Annotated in this window: 28 protein-coding genes; 24 read left to right on the top strand and 4 right to left on the bottom strand. The window is 63.9% G+C overall.

Annotated elements, in window-relative coordinates:
* The first annotated feature begins 451 nt into the window (after positions 1–451).
* The 9 genes from coxB (at position 452) to CQ12_RS20845 (ending at position 7,615) form a co-directional block, all read left to right on the top strand.
* Positions 452–1,288: a cytochrome c oxidase subunit II gene (gene coxB, locus CQ12_RS20885; RefSeq protein ID WP_057837181.1), complete on the top strand. Its 837-nt coding sequence runs from the start codon at positions 452–454 to the stop codon at positions 1,286–1,288.
* 83 nt (positions 1,289–1,371) lie between these two features.
* Complete coding sequence (gene ctaD, locus CQ12_RS20880) at positions 1,372–2,991, top strand: cytochrome c oxidase subunit I (RefSeq protein ID WP_057837180.1); 1,620 nt, start codon at positions 1,372–1,374, stop codon at positions 2,989–2,991.
* A 59-nt stretch (positions 2,992–3,050) separates the two neighbouring features.
* Complete coding sequence (locus tag CQ12_RS20875; RefSeq protein WP_057837179.1) at positions 3,051–3,989, top strand: heme o synthase; 939 nt, start codon at positions 3,051–3,053, stop codon at positions 3,987–3,989.
* An 18-nt stretch (positions 3,990–4,007) separates the two neighbouring features.
* Positions 4,008–4,172, top strand: coding sequence for a hypothetical protein (locus CQ12_RS20870; RefSeq protein WP_057837178.1), 165 nt, complete (start codon positions 4,008–4,010; stop codon positions 4,170–4,172).
* 5 nt (positions 4,173–4,177) lie between these two features.
* Positions 4,178–4,822, top strand: a complete 645-nt coding sequence (locus tag CQ12_RS20865; RefSeq protein WP_057837177.1) for a cytochrome c oxidase assembly protein — start codon at positions 4,178–4,180, stop codon at positions 4,820–4,822.
* A gap of 119 nt (positions 4,823–4,941) precedes the next feature.
* Entirely contained in the window at positions 4,942–5,832 is an 891-nt protein-coding gene (locus tag CQ12_RS20860) for a cytochrome c oxidase subunit 3 (protein ID WP_057837176.1), read from the top strand.
* An 89-nt stretch (positions 5,833–5,921) separates the two neighbouring features.
* On the top strand, positions 5,922–6,308 hold the full coding sequence (locus CQ12_RS20855) for a DUF983 domain-containing protein (RefSeq protein ID WP_057837175.1): 387 nt from the start codon (positions 5,922–5,924) through the stop codon (positions 6,306–6,308).
* Complete coding sequence (locus CQ12_RS20850) at positions 6,305–7,072, top strand: SURF1 family protein (RefSeq protein ID WP_057837174.1); 768 nt, start codon at positions 6,305–6,307, stop codon at positions 7,070–7,072. Before CQ12_RS20855 ends, CQ12_RS20850 begins: the two co-directional genes overlap by 4 nt.
* A gap of 99 nt (positions 7,073–7,171) precedes the next feature.
* A complete protein-coding gene (locus tag CQ12_RS20845; RefSeq protein WP_083519395.1) occupies positions 7,172–7,615 on the top strand; it encodes a nuclear transport factor 2 family protein in 444 nt (147 codons plus the stop codon).
* A gap of 69 nt (positions 7,616–7,684) precedes the next feature.
* On the opposite strand, the gene CQ12_RS20840 is transcribed toward CQ12_RS20845, so the two are convergent.
* Entirely contained in the window at positions 7,685–9,037 is a 1,353-nt protein-coding gene (locus CQ12_RS20840; protein WP_057837172.1) for a histidine kinase, read from the bottom strand.
* An 84-nt stretch (positions 9,038–9,121) separates the two neighbouring features.
* Here CQ12_RS20840 and CQ12_RS20835 point away from each other — a divergent pair, with 84 nt between their 5' ends.
* From CQ12_RS20835 to CQ12_RS20820, 4 genes are all read left to right on the top strand, one after another.
* On the top strand, positions 9,122–9,766 hold the full coding sequence (locus tag CQ12_RS20835) for a response regulator transcription factor (protein ID WP_057837210.1): 645 nt from the start codon (positions 9,122–9,124) through the stop codon (positions 9,764–9,766).
* 19 nt (positions 9,767–9,785) lie between these two features.
* Complete coding sequence (locus CQ12_RS43970; protein ID WP_057837171.1) at positions 9,786–10,157, top strand: hypothetical protein; 372 nt, start codon at positions 9,786–9,788, stop codon at positions 10,155–10,157.
* 74 nt (positions 10,158–10,231) lie between these two features.
* Complete coding sequence (locus CQ12_RS20825) at positions 10,232–10,552, top strand: hypothetical protein (RefSeq protein ID WP_057837170.1); 321 nt, start codon at positions 10,232–10,234, stop codon at positions 10,550–10,552.
* Positions 10,553–10,656: 104 nt separating this feature from the next.
* Positions 10,657–10,887 carry a hypothetical protein gene (locus CQ12_RS20820; RefSeq protein ID WP_057837209.1) on the top strand — a complete coding sequence of 77 codons (231 nt, stop codon included), beginning with the start codon at positions 10,657–10,659 and terminating at the stop codon, positions 10,885–10,887.
* Between the two features lie 63 nt (positions 10,888–10,950).
* Here CQ12_RS20820 and CQ12_RS20815 read toward each other — a convergent pair whose 3' ends face one another.
* Positions 10,951–11,844, bottom strand: a complete 894-nt coding sequence (locus CQ12_RS20815; RefSeq protein ID WP_057837169.1) for a LysR family transcriptional regulator — start codon at positions 11,842–11,844, stop codon at positions 10,951–10,953.
* Positions 11,845–12,071: 227 nt separating this feature from the next.
* Here CQ12_RS20815 and paoA point away from each other — a divergent pair, with 227 nt between their 5' ends.
* The 4 genes from paoA (at position 12,072) to CQ12_RS20795 (ending at position 16,416) form a co-directional block, all read left to right on the top strand.
* Positions 12,072–12,725, top strand: a complete 654-nt coding sequence (paoA, locus tag CQ12_RS20810; RefSeq protein WP_057837168.1) for an aldehyde dehydrogenase iron-sulfur subunit PaoA — start codon at positions 12,072–12,074, stop codon at positions 12,723–12,725.
* A complete protein-coding gene (locus tag CQ12_RS20805; protein ID WP_057837167.1) occupies positions 12,722–13,672 on the top strand; it encodes an FAD binding domain-containing protein in 951 nt (316 codons plus the stop codon). The genes paoA and CQ12_RS20805 overlap by 4 nt, the downstream gene beginning before the upstream one ends.
* A gap of 3 nt (positions 13,673–13,675) precedes the next feature.
* Positions 13,676–15,880: an aldehyde oxidoreductase molybdenum-binding subunit PaoC gene (gene paoC / locus CQ12_RS20800; RefSeq protein ID WP_057837166.1), complete on the top strand. Its 2,205-nt coding sequence runs from the start codon at positions 13,676–13,678 to the stop codon at positions 15,878–15,880.
* Between the two features lie 140 nt (positions 15,881–16,020).
* Positions 16,021–16,416: a (R)-mandelonitrile lyase gene (locus tag CQ12_RS20795; RefSeq protein WP_057837208.1), complete on the top strand. Its 396-nt coding sequence runs from the start codon at positions 16,021–16,023 to the stop codon at positions 16,414–16,416.
* A gap of 58 nt (positions 16,417–16,474) precedes the next feature.
* Here the strand turns inward: CQ12_RS20795 and CQ12_RS20790 are convergent, their stop codons facing one another.
* On the bottom strand, positions 16,475–17,446 hold the full coding sequence (locus CQ12_RS20790; RefSeq protein ID WP_245310039.1) for a LysR family transcriptional regulator: 972 nt from the start codon (positions 17,444–17,446) through the stop codon (positions 16,475–16,477).
* A gap of 42 nt (positions 17,447–17,488) precedes the next feature.
* On the opposite strand from CQ12_RS20790, the gene CQ12_RS20785 reads away from it, so the two are divergent.
* From CQ12_RS20785 to CQ12_RS20755, 7 genes are all read left to right on the top strand, one after another.
* A complete protein-coding gene (locus CQ12_RS20785) occupies positions 17,489–18,151 on the top strand; it encodes an SDR family oxidoreductase (RefSeq protein ID WP_057837165.1) in 663 nt (220 codons plus the stop codon).
* 88 nt (positions 18,152–18,239) lie between these two features.
* A complete protein-coding gene (locus tag CQ12_RS20780) occupies positions 18,240–19,211 on the top strand; it encodes a quinone oxidoreductase family protein (protein ID WP_057837164.1) in 972 nt (323 codons plus the stop codon).
* A gap of 114 nt (positions 19,212–19,325) precedes the next feature.
* On the top strand, positions 19,326–20,597 hold the full coding sequence (locus CQ12_RS20775) for a lipoprotein-releasing ABC transporter permease subunit (protein WP_057837206.1): 1,272 nt from the start codon (positions 19,326–19,328) through the stop codon (positions 20,595–20,597).
* A 358-nt stretch (positions 20,598–20,955) separates the two neighbouring features.
* The gene (gene thrC / locus CQ12_RS20770; RefSeq protein WP_057837163.1) at positions 20,956–22,374 is read left to right on the top strand and encodes a threonine synthase; all 1,419 of its coding nucleotides are present in this window, start codon (positions 20,956–20,958) and stop codon (positions 22,372–22,374) included.
* Positions 22,371–23,660, top strand: coding sequence for a M16 family metallopeptidase (locus tag CQ12_RS20765; RefSeq protein WP_057837162.1), 1,290 nt, complete (start codon positions 22,371–22,373; stop codon positions 23,658–23,660). Before thrC ends, CQ12_RS20765 begins: the two co-directional genes overlap by 4 nt.
* Positions 23,661–23,722: 62 nt before the next feature.
* Entirely contained in the window at positions 23,723–24,310 is a 588-nt protein-coding gene (locus CQ12_RS20760; protein WP_057837161.1) for a GNAT family N-acetyltransferase, read from the top strand.
* 99 nt (positions 24,311–24,409) lie between these two features.
* The gene (locus CQ12_RS20755) at positions 24,410–25,051 is read left to right on the top strand and encodes a hypothetical protein (RefSeq protein WP_057837160.1); all 642 of its coding nucleotides are present in this window, start codon (positions 24,410–24,412) and stop codon (positions 25,049–25,051) included.
* Between the two features lie 53 nt (positions 25,052–25,104).
* Here CQ12_RS20755 and CQ12_RS20750 read toward each other — a convergent pair whose 3' ends face one another.
* Positions 25,105–25,590, bottom strand: a complete 486-nt coding sequence (locus CQ12_RS20750; protein ID WP_057837159.1) for a F0F1 ATP synthase subunit B family protein — start codon at positions 25,588–25,590, stop codon at positions 25,105–25,107.
* Between the last annotated feature and the right edge of the window lie 3 nt (positions 25,591–25,593).

The following is a 25,593-nucleotide window of genomic DNA, read 5'->3' as shown; positions in this document are numbered from 1 at the left end:
TTTCCGGCCCTAGCTGGCAGCACACATTGTAAACTGGGTTCATCCGGACTGATACGCAATGACGGCGCCTTGAAGGCAGCCGGGAGCCAATTCACGTCGTCAAGGACTGGGCTGCCCAAGCGAATCAGGTCATCCGGGATCGCCGTGACTGTGCCTACATCCGGCAATCCTGCTGTCAAGCGTCGCGGGCTTGCGAAACGGCCGGTTTTTGCTGATTTAGCTGGAAAATCCGGCATCCGGCGAATAGCAGGTGACGCATGGCTTTGCGCCCCACTACTGCATTGCGAGAGCCTTAGAATTATGGTTTGAGAGGCTGGATTTCGACGCGTTCTAACGATCTGGCCCGGGATACTGTATCTCCGGTAGGCCGTTTGTGAGGGCGGATCGTGCGGCATATCCGGCCATCCGGCGGGAATGCTTTGGGGATTTTTTCTAAGGGAGCGCGAGCGGCATGAAGATGTCGAGTGGCCAGATGGGCCGGCGGTTGCTGGGGTTTGCGGTGGCGGGCATGACGCTCGTCGCCGGTGGGTCGGCGTTTGCGGCACAGCCCAAGCCGTGGGAAATCACGCTGCAGGAAGCTGCGACCCCCGTGATGGAAAACATCATCAGCTTCCATAATTTGCTGCTGGTGCTGATCACGCTGATCACCCTGTTCGTGCTGGCGCTCCTGGTCATCGTGGTGATCAAGTTCAACGCCAAGGCCAATCCGGTTCCCTCCAAGACCACCCACAACACGCTGATCGAGGTGGCCTGGACGCTGATCCCGGTGCTGATCCTGGTTGGTATCGCGGTGCCGTCATTCCGCCTGCTGTTCCAGCAGCTCGACCTTCCCAAGGCCGACCTCACGGTGAAGGTCACCGGCAAGCAGTGGTACTGGAGCTACGCCTACCCGGATAACGGCAAGTTCGAGTTCGATTCGCTATTGGCGCAAGACAAGCAGCCGCGCCTGCTCGGCGTCGACAACGAGATGGTGGTGCCGGTCAACAAGGTGGTGCGGGTTCAGACCACCGGCGCCGACGTGATCCACGCGTTCGCCGTGCCTTCGTTCGGCATCAAGATCGACTCGATCCCCGGCCGGCTCAACGAGACCTGGTTCAAGGCGACCAAGGTCGGCATCTATTACGGCCAGTGCTCCGAACTGTGCGGCAAGGATCACGCCTTCATGCCGATCGCGGTCAAGGTCGTGACCGACCAGGAATTCGCGGCCTGGGTTGAGGCTGCGAAGAAGAAATATGCGACCAACCCGGCGAACACGTTCGCCTCGGCTGGTGGCCAGGCCGCGCAGTAAGGCGCGGCCAACGGCCAAGCAAGGGACAAGGGCGACGGGACCTGAAAGAGGTCCGAAAAGGGACTGCAAGGCAGGATTTCAAAATGGCAACGACCGCTGCGACACATCACGATCACGCCCATGACGACCATGCGCATGCCAATCCGACCGGATGGCGGCGCTGGCTCTACTCGACGAACCATAAGGACATCGGCACGATGTACCTTATCTTCGCGATCTTTGCGGGCGTCATCGGGGCTGCGATGTCGATCGCGATCCGCATCGAGCTGATGTATCCCGGCGTCCAGCTCTTCCACGAAGCTCACACCTACAATGTGTTCGTGACCTCGCACGGCCTGATCATGATCTTCTTCATGGTTATGCCGGCCATGATTGGCGGCTTCGGCAACTGGTTCGTGCCGCTGATGATCGGTGCGCCCGACATGGCGTTCCCGCGCATGAACAACATCTCGTTCTGGCTGCTGCCGGCTTCCTTCACGCTGCTGTTGATGTCGACCTTCGTCGAGGGCGAACCGGGCGCCAATGGCGTCGGCGCGGGCTGGACCATGTATGTGCCGTTGTCGACATCGGGTCATCCGGGACCGGCGGTCGACTTCGCGATCCTTTCGCTGCATCTGGCCGGTGCCTCCTCGATCCTCGGCGCCATCAACTTCATCACCACGATCTTCAACATGCGCGCGCCGGGCATGACCCTGCACAAGATGCCGCTGTTCGTGTGGTCGATCCTGGTGACGGTGTTCCTGCTCCTGCTGTCGCTGCCGGTGCTGGCCGGCGCCATCACCATGATGCTGACCGACCGCAATTTCGGCACCACCTTCTTCGCGGCTGACGGCGGCGGCGACCCGCTGCTGTTCCAGCATCTGTTCTGGTTCTTCGGCCACCCCGAAGTGTACATCCTGATCCTGCCCGGCTTCGGCATGATCAGCCAGATCGTCTCGACCTTCTCGCGCAAGCCGGTGTTCGGCTATCTCGGCATGGCCTACGCCATGGTCGCGATTGGCGGCATCGGCTTCGTGGTGTGGGCGCACCACATGTACACCGTCGGCATGTCGTCGGCGACGCAGGCCTATTTCGTCGCCGCCACCATGGTGATCGCGGTGCCGACCGGCGTGAAGATCTTCTCCTGGATCGCCACGATGTGGGGCGGCTCGATCGAGTTCAAGACGCCGATGCTGTGGTCGATCGGCTTCATCTTCCTGTTCACGCTCGGCGGCGTCACCGGCGTCGTGCTAGCCAATGCCGGCGTCGATCGCGTGCTGCAGGAAACCTATTACGTCGTCGCGCACTTCCATTACGTGCTGTCGCTCGGCGCCGTGTTCGCGATCTTCGCCGGCTGGTACTACTGGTTCCCGAAGATGTCGGGCTACATGTACTCGGAGTTCATCGGCAAGCTGCACTTCTGGGTCACCTTCATCGGCGTCAACCTGGTGTTCTTCCCGCAGCATTTCCTCGGCCTGTCGGGCATGCCGCGCCGCTACATCGACTATCCGGACGCGTTCGCGGGCTGGAACCTGGTGTCTTCGGTCGGCTCCTACATTTCGGGCTTCGGCGTGCTGATCTTCATCTGGGGCGTGATCGACGCCTTCGCGAAGAAGCGGGCGGCCGAGGCCAATCCGTGGGGCGCGGGCGCCACCACGCTGGAATGGACGCTGACGTCGCCGCCGCCCTTCCACCAGTTCGAAGTGCTACCGCGCGTCCAGTAAACGGTCATTCGCGGCGCGCCACGTTTGCGCGCCGCGGCTTTGATGAAGCGAGATAGATCTTGTCGGTAGTCGACCATAACGCCATCGATGTTCGGCCTCGGATTTCCGAGGCGGAAGTCGGCGACTACATCGCGCTGTTGAAGCCGCGGGTGATGTCACTCGTGATCTTCACCGCGCTGGTCGGCTTCTTCATTGCGCCGGGCCATGTCCATCCGATCATCGCCTTCACCTCGATCCTGTGCATCGCGGTCGGGGGCGGCGCCTCGGGCGCGCTGAACATGGCGCTTGAGGGCGACATCGACGCCAAGATGTCGCGTACTGCCAACCGGCCGATCCCGCGCGGCCGCATCACGGCGGGCGAAGCCATGGCGTTCGGCCTGACACTGGCCTTCTTCTCGGTGATGACGCTCGGCGTGCTCGTCAACTGGCTTGCCGGCGCACTGCTTGCGTTCACGATTTTCTTCTATGTCGTGATCTACACCATGTGGCTGAAGCGCTGGACCGCGCAGAACATCGTGATCGGCGGCGCCGCCGGCGCGCTGCCGCCGGTCGTGGCATGGGCCGCGGCTACCGGCTCGCTGTCGATGGAGCCGGTGCTCCTGTTCCTCATCACCTTCTTCTGGACCCCGCCGCATTTCTGGGCGCTGGCGCTGTTCCGTTCCGACGACTACGCCCGCGCCGGTGTGCCGATGCTGCCGGTCGTCGCCGGTCCAGACGCGACGCGGCTGCAGATCCTGCTTTACACCGTCGTGCTGGTCGCGACCGCTTTCGCGCCCTGGCCGCTCGGCTATTTCGATGCGGTCTATGGCGTCACCTCGCTGGTGCTCGGCGCCGGCATGATGTGGTTGGCAATCGAGGTCTATCGCCACCGCGAGGGCAAGCAAGCGGCGCGCGCGACGCGCCGGCTCTTTGCCTTCTCGATTCTTTATCTGTTCGCGCTGTTTGCGACTCTTCTGCTCGAGGTCGTCGTCCGCGCTGTCATGCCTTTCTTCGGGTAGGGGGCGTATGGCGAGCGCATGGACGACAAGCAGCAGCAAGATGGAATCGTCCTCACCGAGGCGCAGAAAAGGAGTCGTCGTCATCGCTCGATCGCCATTGCGCTCGCGCTCGGCGTCCTCGTCGTGCTGTTCTTCGCAGTCACCATGGTCAAGGGGCCGGCCGTTCTCGTCCGGCCGATGTGATTGAGATGCAGAACGAACCGCAGATCAGCGAGGGCAGGACGGAAGGCGACAAGATCGCCTCGCGCCGGACACTGACGCGCGATGCGGTTGTGGCGTCGATCTGCGGTTTTGTCGTGGTGTTCATGGTCGGCGCTTCCTACGCCGCCGTGCCTTTCTACGACTGGTTCTGCCGCGCCACCGGCTTCAACGGCACCACCCAGGTTGCGACCTCGGCGCCGTCGGAGGGGCCGCTTGCCCGAAAGATCTCCGTGCGGTTCGACGCCAATGTCGGCCCCGGCCTGCCCTGGAAATTCGAGCCCGAGCAGAACGAGATCGAGGTCCGGATCGGCGAGGTCGTCACCGTCTTCTACACCGTGACCAACCAGGCCGCGCGCACCACCGCCGGCGTTGCGGCCTATAATGTCGCGCCGCTGACCGTCGGGGCCTATTTCCAGAAGATCAACTGCTTCTGCTTCAGCGAACAGACCATGGGTCCGGGCGAGAAGCGCGAGATGCCCGTGGTGTTCTATGTCGATCCGGCGCTGGCGAAAGACAGCGAGAACGACGGCCTGAATACCATCACGCTATCCTACACCTTCTATCCCGTGCGCGATCCGGCGCCGAAGCCGGTGGCGGCCGGCGAAGGCGACAAGCGCAAGGGAAGCTTGTGATGGGAAGCTTGTGACGAGAAACCTGCGGCCGCCGGCTTCCGTATCTTGGAGGACGTCGGCTTTGAAATTTGAGACGAATATGTGCCGAAGGGAACGGCACATCTAACGGAGAGACCGCAATGGCTACGGCGCACGCGAAGCACCACGACTACCATCTCGTCGATCCGAGCCCGTGGCCGGTCGTCGGCTCGATCTCGGCCTTCATCATGGCGGTCGGTGCGATCACCTGGATGCATCACATGTTCGCCGGTGCTTGGCTCATCTTCGGCGTCGGCACCATCGGCGTGCTCTACACCATGGCGAGCTGGTGGGGCGACGTGATCCGCGAAGCCCAGTACAAGGGCGACCACACCCGCGTGGTGCAGATCAGCCACCGCTACGGCATGATCCTGTTCATCGCCTCCGAAGTGATGTTCTTCGTCGCCTGGTTCTGGGCCTTCTTCAATTCCGCGCTGTTCCCTGCGGATGCAGTCCACGCCACCCGCGACGCCATCTTCGGCTGCGGTCCGGGCACGGCGATGGGCGCCTGCAGCGTGCCGGGCACCTGGCCGCCGAAAGGCATCGAGACCTTCGACCCCTGGCACCTGCCGCTCCTCAACACGCTGATTCTGCTGACCTCGGGCACCACCGTCACCTGGGCGCACCATGCGCTGCTCGAGAACGATCGTCAGGGCCTGAAGTACGGCCTGATCCTCACCGTGCTGCTCGGGGCCGCCTTCACCTGTGTGCAGGCCTATGAATATGCCCACGCCGCGTTCGGCTTCTCCGGCAACATTTACGGCGCGACCTTCTTCATGGCGACCGGCTTCCACGGCTTCCACGTGCTGGTCGGCACCGTGTTCCTGCTGGTCTGCCTGTTCCGCGCCTATGCCGGTCACTTCACGCCGAAGCAGCATCTCGGCTTCGAATTCGCTGCCTGGTACTGGCACTTCGTCGACGTGGTGTGGCTGTTCCTGTTCATCTGCATCTACGTCTGGTTCCGCGGCGCAGGGCCCGTGGCCGGCCACTGATGCAGGCTTGACATGCTACAAGGGGCGGTCGGAAGGCCGCCCCTTTTTCTTTCTTCCCTCTCCCGCAAGGGGAGAGGGGGAGGAGATCGATGGATCAGACGCAACCCACGCTAACCCAGAGCGCACTCCGCGGCATCGCCTGCCGCTGCCCGCGCTGCGGCAAGGGCAAGCTCTATGCGGGCTTCCTCGAGCTGCGCCCGAATTGCGAAGCGTGCGGGCTCGACTATGCCTTCATCGATGCTGGCGACGGGCCTGCGATCTTCATCATCATGCTGGCGGGCGCCATCGTCGTCACCGCCGCGCTGATCGTGGAGGTCAAATATCAGCCGCCATTCTGGCTGCATGCGGCGCTCTGGCTGCCGCTGATCGCGGCGACCACGCTGCTGCCGCTGCGCTCGATGAAGTCGCTTCTGATCGCGCTGCAATTCCACCACAAGGCCGCGCCCGGCCGGCTGATCGATCGCGAGCCGAAATGAGCGCGCTCTCGTCACGGCGGCCGGCGGTGACCGGCTTTGCCATCTTCACGCTGTTGATGGTGATGGCCTTCAGCGGGCTTGGCATCTGGCAATTGCAGCGCCGCGTCGAGAAGCACGCGCTGATCGCACGGCTCAACGAGCGCCTGGCGGCCGTGCCCGAAGCCCTGCCGGCGGCGGCGCAATGGCCTTCGCTGACCCCGGCCAAGGATGAATTCCGCCGCGTCAGCTTCACCGCGACCTACGCGCCCGTGCCGGATGCGATGGTCTACAGCGCCGGCTCAGCGGTCCGCGACGACGTTTCGGGCCCCGGCACCTGGGCTTTCCTGCCGGTGCAACTGGCCGACGGCAACAGCATCGTGGTCAATGCCGGTTTCGTCCAGAACACGATGCAGGATCGCAACCAGCAGGATCGCGCCGTGCGCCGGTTGATCACCGGTGATCCTGTGCAGCTCACGGGCTACATCCGCTTTCCCGAAAACGCGGGCGCGCTGACGCCGGCGGAGAGTGTTGCAAAACGACTTTGGTTCACCCGCGATCATCTGGCGATGGCGCGCGCGCTGGGCTGGGGCGAGAGCGGCAAGAGCGTCGCGCCGTTCTATGTCGATCTGGAAACGCCCGTACCCGACAACGGCATCCCCAAGCCCGGCCCGCTCTCCGTGCATCTCAAGGACGATCACCTGCAATACGCCATCACCTGGTTCACGCTGGCGTTCGCAGTCGTCATTGCCTTCGGCGTGTGGTGGCGTGGCCAGCGCCGCGCCTGATAGCCAGCCCCCGTATTGTCCCGGTCTAGCCTGTCGGAACGTTTGATCCGCACAATCGTTGCGGTTCCACAGTAAGAGTACCGAACAATGGGCCGTTCAATGTCTATTCATGACGATTGTCATACCAGCAGCCATGGCGATACGGACGGGATTGCGAATTTGGCTGGGGATTTCGATGGAATAGCCTTGGTGGTCGACTGGCTCGATGCATGCCGGAATCGCGACCTGGCGACATTGCTCGACCTCTATGCCGACGACGCGATGCTCAAATGCCAGTGCGGCGAGGCCAAGGTCAGCGAAGGCCGCGCCGAGCTCGAATCCTATTGGCGTCCGCGCCTCGGTGCGCTCGTACCCACCGCATTCGGACTTGAGGAAATCATGCCGACCGCCGACGGCGTCGTCCTCGATTATCTGAGCCACGAAGGCAAGCCGGTGCGCATCGCCTTCACCTTCAGGCGCGATGGAAAAATTCAAGCGTCCCATTGCATGCCGGTGGCGGAGTCGCAGCAGCACGCTGCATGCATGCAGGACTATGCCGGATAATTCTCCATCCTCTGGTTGCTTCCGTTTTGCAGCGCTCCGAGCTGAAGCAAGCCTGACCTCGCACCCCCGTTAGACCTGCTTGGCGGCGCGCGCGTTGGAAGCGGCGTCGCCCGCCGGAAGCCGGCAACGCACGCAGGTGCGTCCCGCCTCGCGCAAGAGTTCGAACGTCCCGCTCAGCGCCCGAACACGCTCCAGCATTCCGGTCAAACCGCGGCCGAACATCCGATCCGCCGGAAAGCCTACGCCGTCGTCGAAGATCTCCACGATCACTTCGTGATCGGCGATTCTCGCTGCGACATGCATCGCGCTCGCTTTGGCATGACGAAGCACGTTTGTCACCGCTTCCTGGATCACGCGATAGACCGTCTGCGACAGCAGGCCGTCGACACCGTTCAGTGCCGCATCGATCTCGGAGGTCACCTTGAGATCGGGCGCCTGCGCCTTCGCATTCTGCAACAGCGTCTGGATGCTCCTCTCCAGCCCGAGCTCCTGAATGTAGAGCGGCCGCAGCCGGTCGAGGATGCGGCGGTTCGCCTGCTGCAATGTCTCGACCGACTGCAGGATTCCCTCGGCCGCGCTCCTCAATTCGGCCTCGCCGGCGGGAATCGATTCCAGCAGCACCACCGTGTTGGCGCGGATCCCGAACAGCAGCGGGCCGAGCTCGTCGTGAAGCTCGCGCGCCATGTCGTGTCGCTCGTCATCCTGGAGCGACACGATCCGGCGCAGCAGGCTGCGATTATCCTGGCTGAGGCGATGCAAGGTGCGGGCGAGTTCGTTGGCTTCCTGCGCGCTCCTGCGGATCTCGGGCGGGCCGGACGGGGGAATGAGCTGATCGTAATCGCCCGTTCGCATCCGGGTCAGGCCGTCACCGAGATTTTGCAGCGGTCTCTGGGCGGAGCGCGCGGTGAAGTGGGCAATGACCCCCGTCAGCAGCATCAGGCCAATTCCGGAGCTCGCGATCGCCAGAAATCCGATCCATTTCTCGTAGATGTCGGCAGACATGTCGGGTGCAAACACGATGTTGCCGACCTGCTTGCCCTCGATCGACACCGGGAAGGTCGCTCTGAATTCGGGTATGACGAGGAGACGGACGAACCAGCCGGGCACCCTTCCCGGGGGGGTCTGCACGTCGGGGGGAGGAGCATCGGGGCCGGTTCCGAGGCGGCGAAAGCGGATGGTTTCGGAGGCCCCCAGCGATTGCACGAAGGCATCGAGCGTCTCTTGCGGATTGGCCGACGCGCGAAGCGCAGCGTTGAGTGCGGCCGCGACTGCTCTGGCCGAGCGAGCCGCCGGCTCGGTTTCCTCTGTAAGTTGCGCTGTGGCGAAGATCTGGAGCGAAACCGCTCCGGCCAGCAGCGCGGCCACGAACATCAGGCCGAGCGGCAGCAGCAACCGCGTTCGTAGAGAAAGTCTTTCCCACATTTTCGCTATTCTAAGTTCCCGCAACCCAAGATTTCTCTTTTCAAATACCGCCAACCGCCTATTTATTCCTGAAGGGGATGGATGATGCAAAATTCCACCAGATCGGCAACGAAGGTCCTGATCGTCGACGACCACCCGGTGGTCCTGTCGGGCTGCCGGGCGCTGTTTGCATCGGACAATTCCGTGAAGATCGAGGAGGCCGCCGACGCCAAATCCGGCCACCGCGCCTATGTTACCAGGAAGCCCGATGTCACGGTCATCGATATCAAGCTTCCTGATGTGTCCGGTTTCGAACTGATGCGGCGCATCCGCAAGGACGATCCGGATGCCCGGATCATCATGTTCAGCATGAATGACGATCCCGCGTTCGTGGTTCGCGCCATCGAGATGGGCGCGCAGGGCTATGTCTCGAAAGGCGACGATCCGAGGATGCTGGTGAAGGCCGTGCGCAAGGTGGCTGCGGGAGACAATTTCATCTCCCCGCAACTGGCTGAGGCGGTGACCTTTTCGGGCGCTTCGATCAAGGCCAATCCGGCGTCGCAAATGACGGCGCGCGAACTGGAAATCCTGCGTCTATTGGGCCGTGGCGACAAGATCGTCGAAGTCGCCGACGCGCTGGAGATTTCCTACAAGACGGTGGCCAACACCACCTCGCTGCTCAAGCAGAAGCTCGGTGCCAAGAACCACTCGGACTTGATCCGGATCGCCGTCGAAATGGGATTGGGCTGAGCGCCGTCTGCGTCGTTCGATGACCGCTGAACCGGTCGCGCCATGTGGGCGCGACCCGTTCGTGCCGCTGCAATTCGCCTTTCGCCCGGGCAATGGGATGACGATCGGCGAATTCAGCGAAAACCTACCAGTGATGATGGCGACGATGATGGCGCCACTTGTGATGACCGCGGCCTCTGTACCACCCGTAATGATGACCGCGGCCTCGGTGTCCGTGACCGTGGTGGCCGTGCCCGTGCCCGCGCTTGACCTGGATCACGGAGCCGTCTTCGGCGGTCAGGGGCGCGATGCCCATTCTGGCGGACGCGGACAGGGTCATTGCCAGCGAAGCGATCAAAGCCGCGCCAATCAGAACGATACGTCTCATGCAGGAGTCCTCCCAATCGCTTGATCGCGATGTCTGACACAAGTTTCTCAAGATCGACTTTGTTCCATGCCGCGGTCGCGTGATCTGCGATCGGCGGCATGATGCCCCGCACCGCCGGAGAGCTGGACAGGATCGCCAAAATCGGCTTGGCCGGAATCGGGAAAAATTGGCAATATGGGTGCCTGACGTCTGACAAGGAGAGCTGGATGAACAGCCCGGATATCGTAGCAACCGCCTTTGCGCGGGCATGGAGCGTCTATCGACTGATCCACAGCGGTATCGACGACGACGATGCCCGTGGCGCGGATCTCCAGCGATTCATCCGACAGCGCTGCGAGGCGGGCGAAACCGACCCCGAATTGCTGGCGGTCGAGGGGCTCAAATACCTCAAGGGGCTGGAAGGGGTCCCGGAGGATTAACCTGCCGCGGCCTCACTCCCGTCCCGATATCCGGGAAAAACTGGAACAGGCGGTTTCTTCGCGCGTTGCCGGTTGCATCATTGGAGGACCCCGAGGAGGACGCCTTGAAGAAATTTCTGATGATCGGAACGATTGCCCTTGCCGCATCGGCGGTCGCCGGAAGCGCGGTTGCCGCTGAGTTCTACGTGGTGCGCGACGCCACTACCAAGAAATGCACGGTGGTCGATACCAGGCCGACCACGACGACCACCACCATCGTCGACAACGGCACGTTCAAGACCAAAACGGAGGCCGAGACCGGCATGAAAACCATGAAGGTCTGCACAAGCAATTAAGACAGACCCTTCCAGGAGAGAGGGCCGCAGTTTCGCCTGCGGCCCTCTTCGTTTTGAGCCGCATCAACTCCGATAGCGCAGCGCCGCGGCCAGCACCGCAAAGGCCGGGGTCGGCTGGCGGCGGCTCGGGTAATAGAGGTGATAGCCGGGAAAGGGCGGACACCAGTCCGCCAGCACCCGGATCAGGCGGCCGTCGGCGAGATGCGGCCGCACCTGGTCCTCCGGCAGATAGGCAAGTCCAAGCCCGGCGAGAACGGCGTTCATCCGCAACGCCATGTTGTTGAACACCAGTTGCCCCTCGACGCGGACCTTCAGGGCGCGTCCGCGCTTCTCGAATTCCCAGGCATAGATTCCGCCATAGGTCGGCAGACGGATATTGATACAGCGATGGCTCATCAGGTCCTGCGGCTTGCCGGGCCGGGGGTGCGCGGCGAAATAGCCGGGCGTGCCGACCACCGCCATGCGGAAGTCAGGCCCGATCCGCACCGCAACCATGTCCTTGGCCACCTGCTCGCCGAGGCGGATGCCGGCGTCGTAACGTTCCGCGACGATGTCGGTCAGACCGTAGTCGATGTTCACCTCCACCCTGATGTCGGGATATCGCGGCAGCAGTTTCGACAGCGCAGGCCACAGAATCGTATTGGCCGAGTGCTCGGCCGCAGTGATGCGGACGGCGCCCGCCGGCTTGTCGCGCAGTTCGGTGAGCGCGGAAAGTTCGGCATCGATCTCTTCCAGCTTCGGCGCCACCGTTCGCATCAGGCGCTCGCCCGCCTCGGTCGGCGCAACGCTGCGGGTGGTGCGGGTCAGGAGCCGCAGGCCAAGCCGCTCCTCCAGTCCGCGGATCGTATGACTGAGCGCGGATTGGGAAACATCGAGTTGCGCCGCCGCCCGCGTAAAACTTCGCTCGCGCGCCACCACCAGGAAGGCAAGGAGATCGTTGATGTTCTGTCGCGCCATTCATGAATCCATTTCATAAGTGCAAGCTGGTTATAGCATCTAATCCGGAGCCGGTGCAGCCGTTAGCTTTCTGCAGACCGGCGAAGCACAGTCCTTCTCACGCTCTTTCAAACGTGAACGCCGGGTAGGAACAGCCGAAACGTGGCGCAGTTACAGGATGCTTGAGGCGGACGCCGGCACGGTCGCGCCGAAGCTCTTCGAAAACGACAGCAGAACGGGAACACGACATGCAAGGTCCGAGCGACTTCGAGGTATCACGGAGGAAATTGTTGCTGGGAACCGCCGCATCGGTGGCTTTTGGTGCAACGCCCTTCGCCCATGCGCAAACGCCTGCGGTTCCTGCGCAGGCTGACGTCGCCGATACCGTCTCCATGTCGAAGGTCTCTTTCAACGTGAACGGTAGCCTGCGCGAGATCGCGCTCGACACCCGAACCACGCTGCTCGATGCGCTGCGGGAGCATCTGCATCTCACCGGCAGCAAGAAGGGCTGCGATCACGGCCAGTGCGGTGCCTGCACCGTCATCGTCGGCGGACGACGGATCAATTCCTGCCTGACGCTCGCCGTCATGCATCAGGGCGACAGCATCACGACCATCGAAGGGCTGGGCACGCCCGAGAACATGCACCCGATGCAGGCCGCGTTCGTCAAGCATGACGGCTTTCAGTGCGGCTATTGCACGCCGGGACAGATCTGTTCGGCGGTCGCGGTGCTCGATGAAATCAAGGCCGGCATCCCCAGTCACGTCAGCGCCGATCTGAACGCGCCGCTGCAACTGACCAACGCAGAACTTCGCGAGCGCATGAGCGGCAACATCTGCCGCTGTGGCGCCTATTCCAATATCGCCGAGGCGATCTCTGAAGTCGCCGGGAGGCCCGCATGAAATCATTCAGCTACGAGCGCGCCCGCACGCCGGCCGAGGCTGCAGCCTCTGCCCTGCGCAGGCCGGACGCCAAGTTCATTGCCGGCGGCACCAACCTGCTCGATCTGATGAAGCTCGAGATCGAGACGCCGGCGCATCTCGTCGACGTCAATGGCCTTGCGCTCGACAAGATCGAAGCGACGCCGGAGGGCGGACTGCGGATCGGCGCGCTGGTGCGCAACACGGATCTCGCGGCCGATAGCCGCATCCGGCGCGACTATGGCGTCCTGTCACGCGCGCTGCTGGCGGGCGCTTCAGGACAACTGCGCAACAAGGCGACGACCGCGGGCAATCTGCTGCAGCGGACACGCTGTCCTTACTTTTATGACACCAACCAGCCCTGCAACAAGCGCCGGCCCGGCAGCGGCTGCAGTGCGATCGGCGGCTTCAGCCGCCAGCATGCGGTCATCGGCGCCAGCGAGGCCTGCATCGCCACCCATCCGAGCGACATGGCGGTCGCGATGCGCGCGCTCGACGTGACGGTTGAAGCGGTTCGGCCTGATGGCACGACGCGAAACATCCCGATTGCTGATTTTCATCGTCTGCCCGGTGACACCCCGCATATCGAGACGACGCTGCAGCCGGGCGAGTTGATCACCGCGGTGACGCTGCCCAAGCCCGTCGGCGGCACGCATGTCTATCGCAAGGTGCGCGATCGCGCCTCCTATGCCTTTGCGCTGGTCTCGGTTGCCGCGATCGTGCAGCGCGACGGCAGCGGGCGCGTTGCGCTTGGCGGTGTCGCCCACAAACCCTGGCGGGTCGAGGCCGCGGACGCCGAGCTGCCGCGCGGCGCGCGCGCCGTCGCGACGAAACTGCTCGCCAATGCCAGGCCGACCAGGGACAACGCATTCAAGCTGGCGCTGGCCGAGCGCACCATCGGCGCGGCGCTGACCGAAGCGAAGGGTTGAGCCATGAAATTCGATAGCCCCGCAACGACCAACCCGATCGACCGGTTGAAGGTCGTCGGTCAGCCCTTCAGCCGGATCGACGGTCCCCTCAAGACCACCGGCACCGCGCCCTACGCCTATGAGCGGCACGATGTCGCGGCCAACCAGGCCTATGGCTATGTCGTCGGCGCGGCGATCGGCAAGGGACGGATCGCCGGCATCGATCTCGGCAAGGCCAAGACCGCACCCGGCGTGCTCGCGATCGTCACGGCCGAAAACGCCGGCAAACTCGGCAAGGGCAGGCTCAACACCGCAAAGCTGCTCGGCGGGCCCGAGATCCAGCATTATCATCAGGCCATCGCCGTCGTCGTGGCGGAAACCTTCGAGCAGGCGCGCGCCGCGGCCGCGCTGATCCGCGTCGACTATGCCAAGGAGCAGGGCGCGTTCGATCTGGCTTCGCTGACAGACAAGGCGAAGCCCAATGCCATCACCGGCGGTCCCGCCGATACCGCGGTCGGCGACTTCGCCGCCGCGTTTGCGGCAGCGCCGGTTCGGCTCGATGCGCGCTACTCAACACCTGATGAAGCCCATGCGATGATGGAGCCACATGCGACGATCGCCGCATGGCAGGGCGACAAGCTCATGCTCTGGACCTCCAACCAGATGATCGCCTGGAACGCCGCCGAGATGGCGACGATCCTGGGAATCCCGAAGGAGAACGTCCGCCTCGATTCGCCGTTTGTCGGCGGCGGCTTCGGCGGCAAGCTGTTCCCGCGCGCGGACGCGCTGCTCGCTGCGCTCGGCGCGCGCGCCGCGAAACGGCCGGTCAAGGTCGCGCTGCAGCGCCCGCTGATGTTCAACAACACCACGCACCGTCCCGCCACGATCCAGCGTATCCGGATCGGAGCGACGACGGACGGCAAGATCACCGCGATCGGTCATGAAAGCTGGTCGGGCGATCTGGCGGGCGGCAAGGCGGATGGCGCGGTCAGCCAGACGCGGCTGCTCTATGCCGGCGCGCACCGCATGACCGCGACGCGGCTCGCCACCCTCGACCTGCCGGAAGGCAATGCGATGCGCGCACCGGGCGAAGCGACCGGCATGATGGCCCTGGAAATCGCCATGGACGAAATGGCCGAGAAGCTCGGGATCGATCCGGTCCAGTTTCGGATCGTCAACGATACCCAGGTCGATCCGGAAAAGCCGGAGCGGCCGTTCTCGCAGCGGCAGCTTGTCGAGTGTCTGCGCAACGGCGCGGCGCGGTTCGGCTGGAGCCGGCGCAATCCGCAGCCGGGCAGAATGCGCGACGGACGCTGGCTGGTCGGCATGGGTGCCGCCGCCGCGTTCCGCAACAACCTGCTGACCAAATCGGCGGCGCGGGTGCGCCTCGACAGCAGCGGCATCGTGACCGTCGAGACCGACATGACCGACATCGGGACCGGCAGTTACACCATCATTGCCCAGACCGCGGCCGAGATGATGGGCGTGCCGCTCGAAAAGGTGAAGGTGCGTCTCGGTGACTCCGCTTTTCCAGTGTCGGCCGGCTCCGGCGGCCAATGGGGCGGCAACAACTCCACCGCGGGCGTTTATGCCGCGTGCGTCAAGCTGCGCGAGGCGATTGCGCAGAAGCTCGGCTTCAACTCTGCGGAGGCGGAGTTTGCCGATGGCGAGGTGCGCGCCGGCAATCGCCGCGTGCCGCTGACACAGGCTGCGGGCGAGGCTGGCATCACGGCGGAAGACGAAATCGAATACGGTGATCTGGCCAAGAAGTATCAGCAATCGACCTTCGGCGCGCATTTCGTCGAAGTCGGCGTCGATGCCGCGACCGCTGAGATCCGCGTGCGCCGGATGCTGGCCGTGTGCGCCGCCGGCCGCATTCTCAATCCGAAGACCGCCCGCAGCCAGGTGATCGGGGCGATGACGATGGGCGTCGGCGCCGCGCTGATGGAGGAACTGGTGGTCGACAGGCGCGCCGGCTTCTTCGTCAACCATGACCTCGCCGGCTATGAGGTGCCTGTCCATGCCGACATTCCGCATCAGGACATGTTCTTCCTCGACGAGACCGATCCGATGTCATCGCCGATGAAGGCCAAGGGCGTCGCCGAGCTCGGCATCTGCGGCGTGGCGGCAGCCGTTGCCAACGCGGTCTACAACGCGACCGGCGTCCGGGTGCGCGACTATCCCATCACGCTCGACAAGCTGCTGGAGCGGATGCCGGACGTGGGTTGAATTGCCAGCTATCTCGAACCGCCAGTATTTGTTCCGGGAGTGCCATGATCACGCGACGAGGCCTCATCGCAGCCACCGGCCTCGTCGTGCTGGCGGCAGGCGCCACGCCCCCTGTCCGGGCGCAAGCAAGGAGCGCAACGATGGAAATCAAGCGAAGCGGTTCACAGCCGTCCGGCAAGGGGTCTGCGGAATATTTCACCGGCAGCGTGCGCGTCGATCCGCTGTTCCAGGCCCCAGATCCCGCGCGCGCCGCCGGCGCCCACGTCACTTTCGAGCCTGGCGCGCGCACGGCATGGCATACCCACCCGCTGGGCCAAACGCTGATCGTCACCTCCGGCCGCGGCTGGGTGCAGGTCTGGGGCGGGCGCGTCGAGGAAATTCACCCGGGCGACGTCATCTGGTTTCCGCCGGGCGAAAAACACTGGCACGGTGCGACGCCGGCAACGGCCATGACGCACATCGCCATTCAGGAGCGGCTCGACGGCAAGGCCGTCGACTGGATGGAGAAGGTCAGCGACGAACAATACCGGGCTTGACGCCGCGATGTGCCAGAAGGCGACATTGCCCATGCTGCGTCGTCTCGGCGGAGCAATTCTAATGTCGCTGCCAGCCTGCTTTGATGGATGCCGAAATAGCATCAACGAATAAGCGGGTTTTCGTCGGCACGAGACGGCCGGGCGGCAAGACCGCGTAGACGCCGCCTTCGCCTCTTCCGGTCCATCCCGGAAGCACTTGAACAAGTTTGCGCGCCTTCACTGATGGACCAGCCAGCCAATCGGGCAACAAGGCAATACCGGCACCTTCAAGGGTGGCCATCAGGATCGCTTCCGAGTTGTCGGCAACGAGATTGCAGTTCGGACGTACGGTCTTGCGCTGTCCTTCTTTGGTCAGCACCCAGTCGGGCCAGTAGGGATGGCTCGGAAATCCCAGACACGCATGGTCCTTCAAATCGGCCGGCGTGCGCGGCCGACGGCGGGCTTCGAGATAGCTCGGGGCGGCGATCAGGATGTTCGTGTATGAAGCGATGCGCTTCGCAGTCAGCGAACTATCGTTGAGCACGCCTACCCGAATAGCAAGGTCGAACCCATCCGCGACAATGTCGACGATCCGGTCGGTGAAGTGCGCATCGATCCTGATGTGCGGATGTTGTGCCAGGAACGACGCGAAGGACGGAGCGATCCACTGCCGACCGAAGGTGACCGGCAGCGATATCTTCAGAACGCCTTGAGGGCTCGCCGCGAAATCGCTCGCCTCGGTGGTGGCACTCACAAGCTCGTCCAGAATGGCCTGAACGCGCCTGAAGTAGAGGGCGCCAACTTCGGTGAGCGATACCCGGCGCGTCGTGCGCGAGAGCAATCGGACACCGAGCCGCTGCTCGAGCTGGCTCACACGGCGAGAGACGACTGACGCATCCCGGCCGATCCGCTTGGCGGCGCCGGCAAAGCTGCCGGCTTCGCCGACGGCAACGAAGGCCGTCAGTTCCTCCAGTGATCCGCCTTCCAGCAATTCCTGCATCATTTGCACGAGTTTAATGCTGCCGTACCCGATTATCGGCACGGCCTGCACGTTCTACATCGGGCGGACCGAAAGGTCGAAAGGAAACACGCCATGAAGACGTTTCTCAGCATCGGAGCCGGCCCAGGCATGGGCTTCGCGACCGCCGAACGGTTCGCCAAGGAGGGATTCCGATTAATTTTGGCCGCCCGGAACGCCGCCAAAACCGGGCAGTTGGCCCAACAGCTCAAGTCGAAAGGGCACAAGGCCGAAGTTCGGACGGTAGATTCGAGCGACCCGGAGAGCGTCGCCAGACTGGTCGCCGAAGTCGAAAAGCAGCACGGCTCCATCGACGTCTTGCACTACAACGCTGCCTCCATGCGCAAGGCGAGCCTCGCGGAGCAGCCGCGCGACACCCTCAACGGCGATCTGGCGGTGAACATCGGTGGTGCCCTCGTTGCCGCCAAGGCCGTCGCTCCGAAGATGGAAGAGCGGAAATCCGGCGCGATCCTGTTGACGGGAGGCGGCTTCGCACTCGCACCGAGCCCGGACTATCTGTCGCTCAGTATCGGCAAGGCCGGCATCCGCGCATTGGCACTCGGGCTCTTCGAGCCCTTCCGCGAGAAGGGAATCCACGTCGCGACAGTGACGGTTGCTGCCTTTGTGTCTCCGGAATCGAAGGAAGCCGAGTCGGTCGCCGAACATTTCTGGCACCTCTACAGCCAGCCGAAGGAGGCGTGGACCGCGGAGGCACACTACAGCCCGGCCAGCGCCTGAGCAGCAAACCGATCCCAACGAACGCAAACACCGGCCTGCGTAGGTCGCCTGTCGACTTACGGGCGGTCGAGCAATTCTGGAGGACCAGATGACATCGGCAATTCGAATAAAGAGCACGGGAGGACCTGATGTCCTCTGGCTTGAGCAGGTCGAACAGCAAGCGCCCAAGTCCGGGGAGGCCTGGATCGAGCACGACGCCATCGGCGTGAACTATCTCGACATCACGCAACGCAATGGCGCGGTGCCGATACCGCTGCCGAGCGGTCTCGGACTGGAGGGCGCGGGCCGCGTCACCGCGGTTGGTCCGGACGTCAACAACGTCGCGGTCGGCGATCGGGTCGGCTACGCACTCGGTCCGCTCGGCGGCTACGCGACCGGCCGCCTCTATCCGGCGAACCGTCTGCTGAAACTTCCGGAGGCAATCAAATCCGAGGATGCCGCGGCGGTGATATTCAAGGGCATCACAGCCCAGTACCTCATTAAAAGCACGTTTCCAGTCAAGGCCGGGACGACCGTTCTGCTCTACGGCGCTGCCGGAGCGCTCGGCCAGATCCTCGCGCCCTGGGCGAAGCATCTCGGAGCTTTCGTGATCGGCGTCGTGTCGAAGGAGGCGAGCATCGAGCGCGCGAAGGCTGCTGGATGCGATGCTGTCGTGATCTGGAGCCGAGACCTCCCGGCGGAGATCGCGCGGCTCACGGATGGTCGTAAAGCCGACGTGGTCTACGACGGCATCGGGCGAACGACGTTCGCCGCCTCGCTGGATAGCCTGCGACCGCGTGGCACGATGGTGTCGTTCGGCGCTTCGACGGGCGCGCCTCCGCCGGTAGAGGTCGGAACGCTCAACGCCAAGGGCTCGCTCTTTCTGACTCGTCCCGGACTGGCTGCGCATGCGACCGACATCAACGAGTACCGAGAGCGGATCCTCGACGTGTTCGATGCTGTCCAACGCGGCATCATCAAACCGTCGGTCTGGAAGACCTACGCATTGTCCGATGCTGCTGGCGCGCACGAAGCGCTCGAACAGGGGAGGTCGGCCGGTGCGATTGTTCTGAGACCGTAAATGGACGCCACCAGCGACGTCGTGCTTCATGAATGGCGGGAATATGGCGGTGGACGAAGATCATTCTTTGAAGCGGGCGCTCGAATCGTCCTGAAAACGCGCTATGAATGGACCATGGAAAAGGTCCGGCGTCCCCTGCCGTTCTCGGCATTCGAATGGCTCGTGTCCGGCCGCTACCTGCGTGCGCGGCGCAAGGAAGGCTTCATTTCCGTCATCGCCGGCTTTTCCTTCCTCGGCATCATGCTCGGCGTGGCGACGTTGATCATCGTGATGGCCGTCATGAACGGCTTTCGCAAGGAGCTGGTGGACAAGATCGTCGGCCTCAACGGCCATCTTCTGGTGCAACCGCTGGAGTCGCCGCTGACGGACTGGAAGGACGTCTCCGAGCGCATCAGCCGGGTTCCAGACGTCAAACTCGCCGCCCCCGTCGTGGACGGTCCAGCGCTGGCATCGTCGGCGCACAATGCTTCCGGAGTCCTCATTCGCGGCATTCGCTCCGAAGATCTCAACAAACTCACCGCGATCGCCGGCAACATCCAGCAGGGCTCGCTGGATGCATTCAATCAGGGGCAGGGGGTCGCCATCGGCCGCCGGCTTGCCGATCAATTGTCGCTGCGTGCCGGCGACAACATCACGCTGGTCGCGCCGGATGGAGCCATCAAGTCGAAGGGCACGGCGGCCCGTATCAAGCCGTACAAGGTTGCGGCGGTGTTCAGCATCGACATGTCGGAATATGATTCCGTCATGGTGTTTCTGCCGCTCGCCGAGGCGCAGGCCTATTTCAACCGTGGCAATGACGTGAGCGCCATCGAAGTTTTCATCGAAGGCAGCCCGGACAAGGTCGACAGCTTTCGCAGGCCGGTGACAGAGGCTGCGGGACGGCCGGTGTTCCTGGTCGACTGGCGGCGGCGTACCTCGGCCTTCTTCGCGGCGCTGCAGGTCGAACGCAATGTCATGTTCCTGATCCTGACCTTGATCGTGCTGGTCGCCGCGCTGAACATCGTGTCGGGCCTGATCATGCTGGTGAAGGACAAGGGCAGCGACATCGCCATTCTGCGTACCGTCGGCGCCTCGCGAGGCTCGATCATGCGGGTCTTCCTGATCGCGGGTGCCGCGATCGGCGTGCTCGGCACGATAACCGGATTGCTCGTCGGCATGCTGGTTTGCCTGAATATCGAAACGATCCGGCAGTTTCTGTCCTGGATCACCAACACCGAGCTGTTTCCGCCAAAACTCTACTTCCTGTCGAAGCTGCCGGCAGAGATCGATTTCGGCGAGACCGCCGCCGTCGTGGCCATGGCGTTGACGCTGTCGTTCCTCGCCACGCTCTATCCCTCCTGGCGTGCCGCACGGCTCGATCCGGTGGAGGCGCTTCGATACGGGTGAGGGCGGGCGACCTCTAATCTCCATGAAGGTGCAACCCTCGCGCGCAGAAGTATGCGAGAATGCGAACTATATCCGCGTCATTGCGAGCGCAGCGAAGCAATCCATCTATCCCCGCGCTGAGACGTGGATTGCTTCGCTGCGCTCGCAATGACGCGGAAAGGCCGCGGCGCACTGGATGCTCTGCCTTCCGAGGGCAAAGGCGGCTGGGCTCCAATAACCCGCCCCCCGTCTTTTCATCCACGAGCCATTTCCCCTTCGCCCCAAAACGCTCTATGGTGGCCCTCGCTTCGCTAGGCGAAATCTAATTCATGATCAATATCAAAGGCTTGGCATAAGGCTGGCGCCTTTGGAGGGTGGTTTGACGCGCTATATTTCGACGCGGGGGGAGGCCCCCGTTCTGGGTTTCTGCGATGTGATGCTGACCGGGCTCGCCCGCGACGGCGGCCTCTACGTGCCCGAGGTCTGGCCGCAGCTGTCGCGCGAGACCATTGCCTCCTTCTTCGGCCGGCCCTACTGGGAAGTCGCCGTCGACGTGATCAAGCCGTTTGCGGCGGGCGAGATCTCCGACGCCGATCTCGGCCGCATGGCGAATGAGGCCTACGCCACGTTCCGCCACCCCGCGGTGGTGCCGCTGAACCAGGTCAGCCCCAATCAATTCGTGCTGGAGCTGTTCCACGGCCCGACGCTGGCGTTCAAGGACGTCGCGATGCAGCTGATCTCGCGGCTGATGGATCACGTGCTGGCCAAGCGCAACCAGCGCACCACCATCGTGGTTGCGACCTCGGGCGATACCGGCGGCGCCGCGGTCGATGCCTTTGCCGGCCTCGACAATGTCGATCTGGTCGTGTTGTTCCCGAACGGGCGCATCTCCGACGTGCAGCGGCAGATGATGACGACGACCGGCGCGTCCAACGTGCACGCGGTCGCGATCGAGGGCACCTTCGACGATTGCCAGGCGCTCGTGAAAGCGATGTTCAACCATCACGGTTTTCGCGATGCGGTCTCGCTGTCCGGCGTCAACTCGATCAACTGGGCGCGGATCGTTGCCCAGGTGGTCTACTACTTCACTTCTGCCGTGGCGCTCGGCGCGCCCGCGCGCACGGTTGATTTCACCGTGCCGACCGGCAATTTCGGCGACATCTTTGCAGGCTATGTCGCGAAGAAAATGGGCCTGCCGGTGCGTTGGCTGCGCATCGCCTCCAACGTCAACGATATCCTGCCGCGCACGCTCAAGACCGGCATCTACGAGGTCCGCGAGGTTCACGCCTCCGCTTCGCCATCGATGGACATCCAGGTCTCCTCGAATTTCGAGCGGCTGCTGTTCGAAGCGAGCCGCCGCGATGCCGACAGCGTTCGCCGCCTGATGGGCTCGCTGAAGCAGTCCGGCCGCTTCGTGCTGCCGGATGCCATGCTGGCCGCGATCCGCGAGGAGTTCGACGCCGGCCGCGCCGACGAGACCGAGACTTCGGCCGCGATCCGCACCGCCTGGCGCGAGGCCGGCGAGCTCGTCGATCCCCATACCGCGGTGGCGCTGGCGGTGGCCGATCGCGACACCTCGGATTCGAAGATCCCCAACATCGTGCTGTCGACCGCGCATCCGGCCAAGTTTCCCGATGCGGTGGAAGCCGCCTGCGGCGTGCGGCCGCAACTGCCGGCCTGGCTCGACGGCCTGATGACCAAATCCGAACACATCACGGTGATGAAGAACGATTCAGCCGAAGTGGAGCGATTCGTGCGCTCGGTGAGCCGCGCCGCGAAGCAGGGAGTAGCCGGATGAGTGTCGACGTGACCAAGCTGCCGTCCGGCCTGACCGTCGTTACCGACACGATGCCGCACCTGGAAACCGCAGCGCTCGGCGTCTGGGCCGGCGTCGGCGGCCGCGACGAAAAGCCGAACGAGCACGGCATCTCGCACCTGCTCGAACACATGGCCTTCAAGGGCACGACCAAGCGGTCCTCGCGCGAGATCGTCGAGGAGATCGAGGCGGTCGGCGGCGATCTCAACGCCGGCACCTCGACCGAGACCACGGCCTATTATGCGCGGGTGATGAAGGCCGACGTGCCGCTGGCGCTGGATGTGCTCTCCGACATCCTCACCAATCCGTCCTTCGTGCCTGACGAGCTCGAGCGCGAGAAGAGCGTCATCGTGCAGGAGATCGGCGCGGCGCAGGATACGCCCGATGATGTCGTGTTCGAGCATCTCAACGAACTCTGCTTTCCGGCCCAGCCGATGGGCCGCTCGCTGCTCGGCACCGCCAAGACGCTGAAGAAGTTCGACCGCGACATGTTGCGCGGCTATCTCTCCACGCATTACCGCGGCCCCGACATGGTGGTGGCGGCCGCCGGCGCGGTCGACCACAAGCGCGTGGTGGAGGAAGCGGCGCAGAAATTTGCCAGCTTCGACGCCACGCCCGGGCCGAAGCCGCAGGCTGCGATGTTCGGCAAGGGCGGTTCGCGCGTTGTGCACCGCGACCTCGAACAGGCGCACCTGACGCTGGCGCTGGAAGGCGTGCCGCAGACCGACCTGTCGCTGTTTTCGCTGCAGGTCTTCACCAACACGCTCGGCGGCGGAATGTCGTCGCGGCTGTTCCAGGAAGTGCGCGAGAAGCGCGGCCTGTGCTACTCGATCTACACCTTCCACGCGCCCTATACCGACACCGGCTTTTTCGGCCTCTATACCGGCACCGATCCCGGCGACGCGCCGGAGATGATGGAAGTGATCGTCGACGTCATCAATGACGCGGTGGAAACCCTCACCGAAGCCGAAATCGCCCGCGCCAAGGCGCAGATGAAGGCGGGGCTGTTGATGGCGCTGGAAAGCTGCTCGTCCCGGGCCGAGCAATTGGCGCGGCACATATTGGCCTATGGCCGTCCGCTGACGGTGGAAGAGCTGGTGGCGCGGATCGACGCTGTCAGCGTCGAATCCACCCAGAGCGCTGCTCACGCACTTTTGTCGCGCAGCCGGCCGGCGGTCGTGGCGCTTGGCAGCGGCAGGGGTCTGGACACGGCGGTATCTTTTGCGGAAGGATTGACGCGGTCGAAGGCGAAGACGCTTCTGCATTAGGTTCCTGACCTCTCCCCGCAAAAGCGGGACGAGGGGAGTAGTTCGGGCGGGAGAGAGTGGGCATGGCCCTGTTTCGGTTGCCAACCAGCGGACCTGCCGCGCTTGTGCCGCGCGGCCGCGGCCTCCTGTTGCGCGCGCCGCAGATGGCGGACTTCCCGCAATGGGCGCAACTGCGCGAATCAAGCCGCGCCTATCTGACGCCGTGGGAACCGATCTGGCCGTCGGACGATCTGACCCGCGCCGGCTTTCGCCGCAGGCTCCGCCGCTACGCCGAGGATATCGCCGCCGACCGTTCCTATCCGTTCATCATCTTCCGCGAGGCGGATGGCGCCATGATCGGCGGCATCACGCTCGCCAATGTCCGCCGCGGCATCGTGCAGGCCGGCACCATCGGCTATTGGGTCGGCGAGCCCCATGCCCATCGCGGCTACATGACCGCGGCGCTGCGGGTGCTGCTGCCGACGCTGTTTGGTGAGCTCAATTTGCACCGTATCGAGGCCGCCTGCATCCCCTCCAATTCGCCGTCGATCCGGGTGCTGGAGAAATGCGGCTTCACCCGCGAGGGGCTGGCGCGGCGCTATCTCTGCATCAACGGCGTCTGGCAGGACCATCTGCTGTTTGGCCTGCTGCACGAGGATTTCCGCGGCTGAACCGCTGATTTCTAAGCCTTTTTGGTGCCTTGGGTTCGCCGCCATTGGGCTGCTATAACGCCGCCGGAAACAATGACGATCGGATGTCAGGGACGTCGCATGGGTGACAATCGTTTGGCTGGGATCGCGGTGGTGGCCGCAGTCGCGGGTGGGCTGGCGTGCCTAACGGCCGCGCCGGCATCGGCGCAATCGCTGGGCGATCGCTTCAAGAGCCTGTTCGGCGGCAAGTCGGACGAGGAGCCGGCTGCCACTGCGCCTGCGGCGGCGGCGCCGCAGGATACGGGCGATCTGACCTGTCCGCCGGTTACGGTCCGGGCGGGGGCATCCACTTACGCGGTCGGAGCGGCCGGCAAGCAGCCGGTCGGCAACGACCTGCGCTTCCAGGCGACGATCAGCAAGATGGCCCGCGAATGCAGCGTCAATGGCGGCGTGATCACGGCGCGGATCGGCATTCAGGGCCGCGTCATCGCCGGTCCCGCCGGTGCCCCGGCGTCGGTCCAGGTTCCGATTCGTGTCGCGGTGGTGCATGGCGGCGTGGCCGAGAAGACCATCGCCACCAAGGCCTACCAGACCACGGTCAACATGACCGAAAGCGGCAGCGAGCCGTTCACGCTGGTCGCCGAGGATCTCACCTATCCGGTGCCCCCCGGCGCCGCCGGCGACGCCTACATCTTCTATATCGGCTTCGACCCGCAGGCCCTGAAGCCCGAGCGTCCGGCACCGAAGAAGAAGAAGCAATAAAAAAGCCGGCGCGATCATCTCGCGCCGGCTTTTTGATTGGTGGTGAAGAGCGTTCAGTTCAGCTTGGCGCGAACTTCCGCAATGCCCTTGGTGAGCAGGTCGTCGGCGACCGAACCCTTGACCGACTGCGACAGGATGGTCGAGGCGGCTTCGACTGCGGCGTTGGCGGCAGCGGCACGGACGTCGGCCAAAGCCTGGGCTTCGGCAAGAGCGATCTTGCCTTCGGCGGTCTTGGTGCGACGGGCGACGAAGTCTTCCATCTTGGCCTTGGCTTCGGTCGCGATGCGCTCGGCTTCAGCCTTGGCGTTGGCGACGATCTCCTCGGCCTCCCGCTCGGCGCTGGCGCGGCGGGTCTGGTACTCGCCGAGCAGCTTGGCGGCCTCCTCTTTCAGACGGCGAGCGTCGTCAAGTTCGGCCTTGATGCGTTCGGCGCGGTGATCGAGCGCCGTCAGCACCGTCTTGTGGATGCCGAGATAGGCAAACAGCACCAGCAGGATGATGAAGGCGATTGCGACCCAGGTTTCCGGTTGGGCGAACATCGG

This window comes from Bradyrhizobium jicamae (genome assembly GCF_001440395.1).
GTDB lineage: Bacteria > Pseudomonadota > Alphaproteobacteria > Rhizobiales > Xanthobacteraceae > Bradyrhizobium > Bradyrhizobium jicamae.
The sequence above is the reverse complement of the archived record's forward strand: the minus strand, read 5'-3'. Positions and strand labels throughout refer to the sequence as shown.

Bases quoted from the DNA above. Each gene is read 5' to 3' on its own strand.
- coxB (WP_057837181.1), top strand. From the start codon at position 452: ATGAAGATGTCGAGTGGCCAGATGGGCCGGCGGTTGCTGGGGTTTGCG.
- ctaD (WP_057837180.1), top strand. From the start codon at position 1,372: ATGGCAACGACCGCTGCGACACATCACGATCACGCCCATGACGACCAT.
- CQ12_RS20870 (WP_057837178.1), top strand. From the start codon at position 4,008: ATGGACGACAAGCAGCAGCAAGATGGAATCGTCCTCACCGAGGCGCAG.
- CQ12_RS20865 (WP_057837177.1), top strand. From the start codon at position 4,178: ATGCAGAACGAACCGCAGATCAGCGAGGGCAGGACGGAAGGCGACAAG.
- CQ12_RS20860 (WP_057837176.1), top strand. From the start codon at position 4,942: ATGGCTACGGCGCACGCGAAGCACCACGACTACCATCTCGTCGATCCG.
- CQ12_RS20855 (WP_057837175.1), top strand. From the start codon at position 5,922: ATGGATCAGACGCAACCCACGCTAACCCAGAGCGCACTCCGCGGCATC.
- CQ12_RS20850 (WP_057837174.1), top strand. From the start codon at position 6,305: ATGAGCGCGCTCTCGTCACGGCGGCCGGCGGTGACCGGCTTTGCCATC.
- CQ12_RS20845 (WP_083519395.1), top strand. From the start codon at position 7,172: ATGTCTATTCATGACGATTGTCATACCAGCAGCCATGGCGATACGGAC.
- CQ12_RS20840 (WP_057837172.1), bottom strand. From the start codon at position 9,037: ATGTGGGAAAGACTTTCTCTACGAACGCGGTTGCTGCTGCCGCTCGGC.
- CQ12_RS20835 (WP_057837210.1), top strand. From the start codon at position 9,122: ATGCAAAATTCCACCAGATCGGCAACGAAGGTCCTGATCGTCGACGAC.
- CQ12_RS43970 (WP_057837171.1), top strand. From the start codon at position 9,786: ATGACCGCTGAACCGGTCGCGCCATGTGGGCGCGACCCGTTCGTGCCG.
- CQ12_RS20825 (WP_057837170.1), top strand. From the start codon at position 10,232: ATGATGCCCCGCACCGCCGGAGAGCTGGACAGGATCGCCAAAATCGGC.
- CQ12_RS20815 (WP_057837169.1), bottom strand. From the start codon at position 11,844: ATGGCGCGACAGAACATCAACGATCTCCTTGCCTTCCTGGTGGTGGCG.
- paoA (WP_057837168.1), top strand. From the start codon at position 12,072: ATGCAAGGTCCGAGCGACTTCGAGGTATCACGGAGGAAATTGTTGCTG.
- CQ12_RS20805 (WP_057837167.1), top strand. From the start codon at position 12,722: ATGAAATCATTCAGCTACGAGCGCGCCCGCACGCCGGCCGAGGCTGCA.
- paoC (WP_057837166.1), top strand. From the start codon at position 13,676: ATGAAATTCGATAGCCCCGCAACGACCAACCCGATCGACCGGTTGAAG.
- CQ12_RS20795 (WP_057837208.1), top strand. From the start codon at position 16,021: ATGGAAATCAAGCGAAGCGGTTCACAGCCGTCCGGCAAGGGGTCTGCG.
- CQ12_RS20785 (WP_057837165.1), top strand. From the start codon at position 17,489: ATGAAGACGTTTCTCAGCATCGGAGCCGGCCCAGGCATGGGCTTCGCG.
- CQ12_RS20780 (WP_057837164.1), top strand. From the start codon at position 18,240: ATGACATCGGCAATTCGAATAAAGAGCACGGGAGGACCTGATGTCCTC.
- CQ12_RS20775 (WP_057837206.1), top strand. From the start codon at position 19,326: ATGGAAAAGGTCCGGCGTCCCCTGCCGTTCTCGGCATTCGAATGGCTC.
- CQ12_RS20765 (WP_057837162.1), top strand. From the start codon at position 22,371: ATGAGTGTCGACGTGACCAAGCTGCCGTCCGGCCTGACCGTCGTTACC.
- CQ12_RS20760 (WP_057837161.1), top strand. From the start codon at position 23,723: ATGGCCCTGTTTCGGTTGCCAACCAGCGGACCTGCCGCGCTTGTGCCG.
- CQ12_RS20755 (WP_057837160.1), top strand. From the start codon at position 24,410: ATGGGTGACAATCGTTTGGCTGGGATCGCGGTGGTGGCCGCAGTCGCG.
- CQ12_RS20750 (WP_057837159.1), bottom strand. From the start codon at position 25,590: ATGTTCGCCCAACCGGAAACCTGGGTCGCAATCGCCTTCATCATCCTG.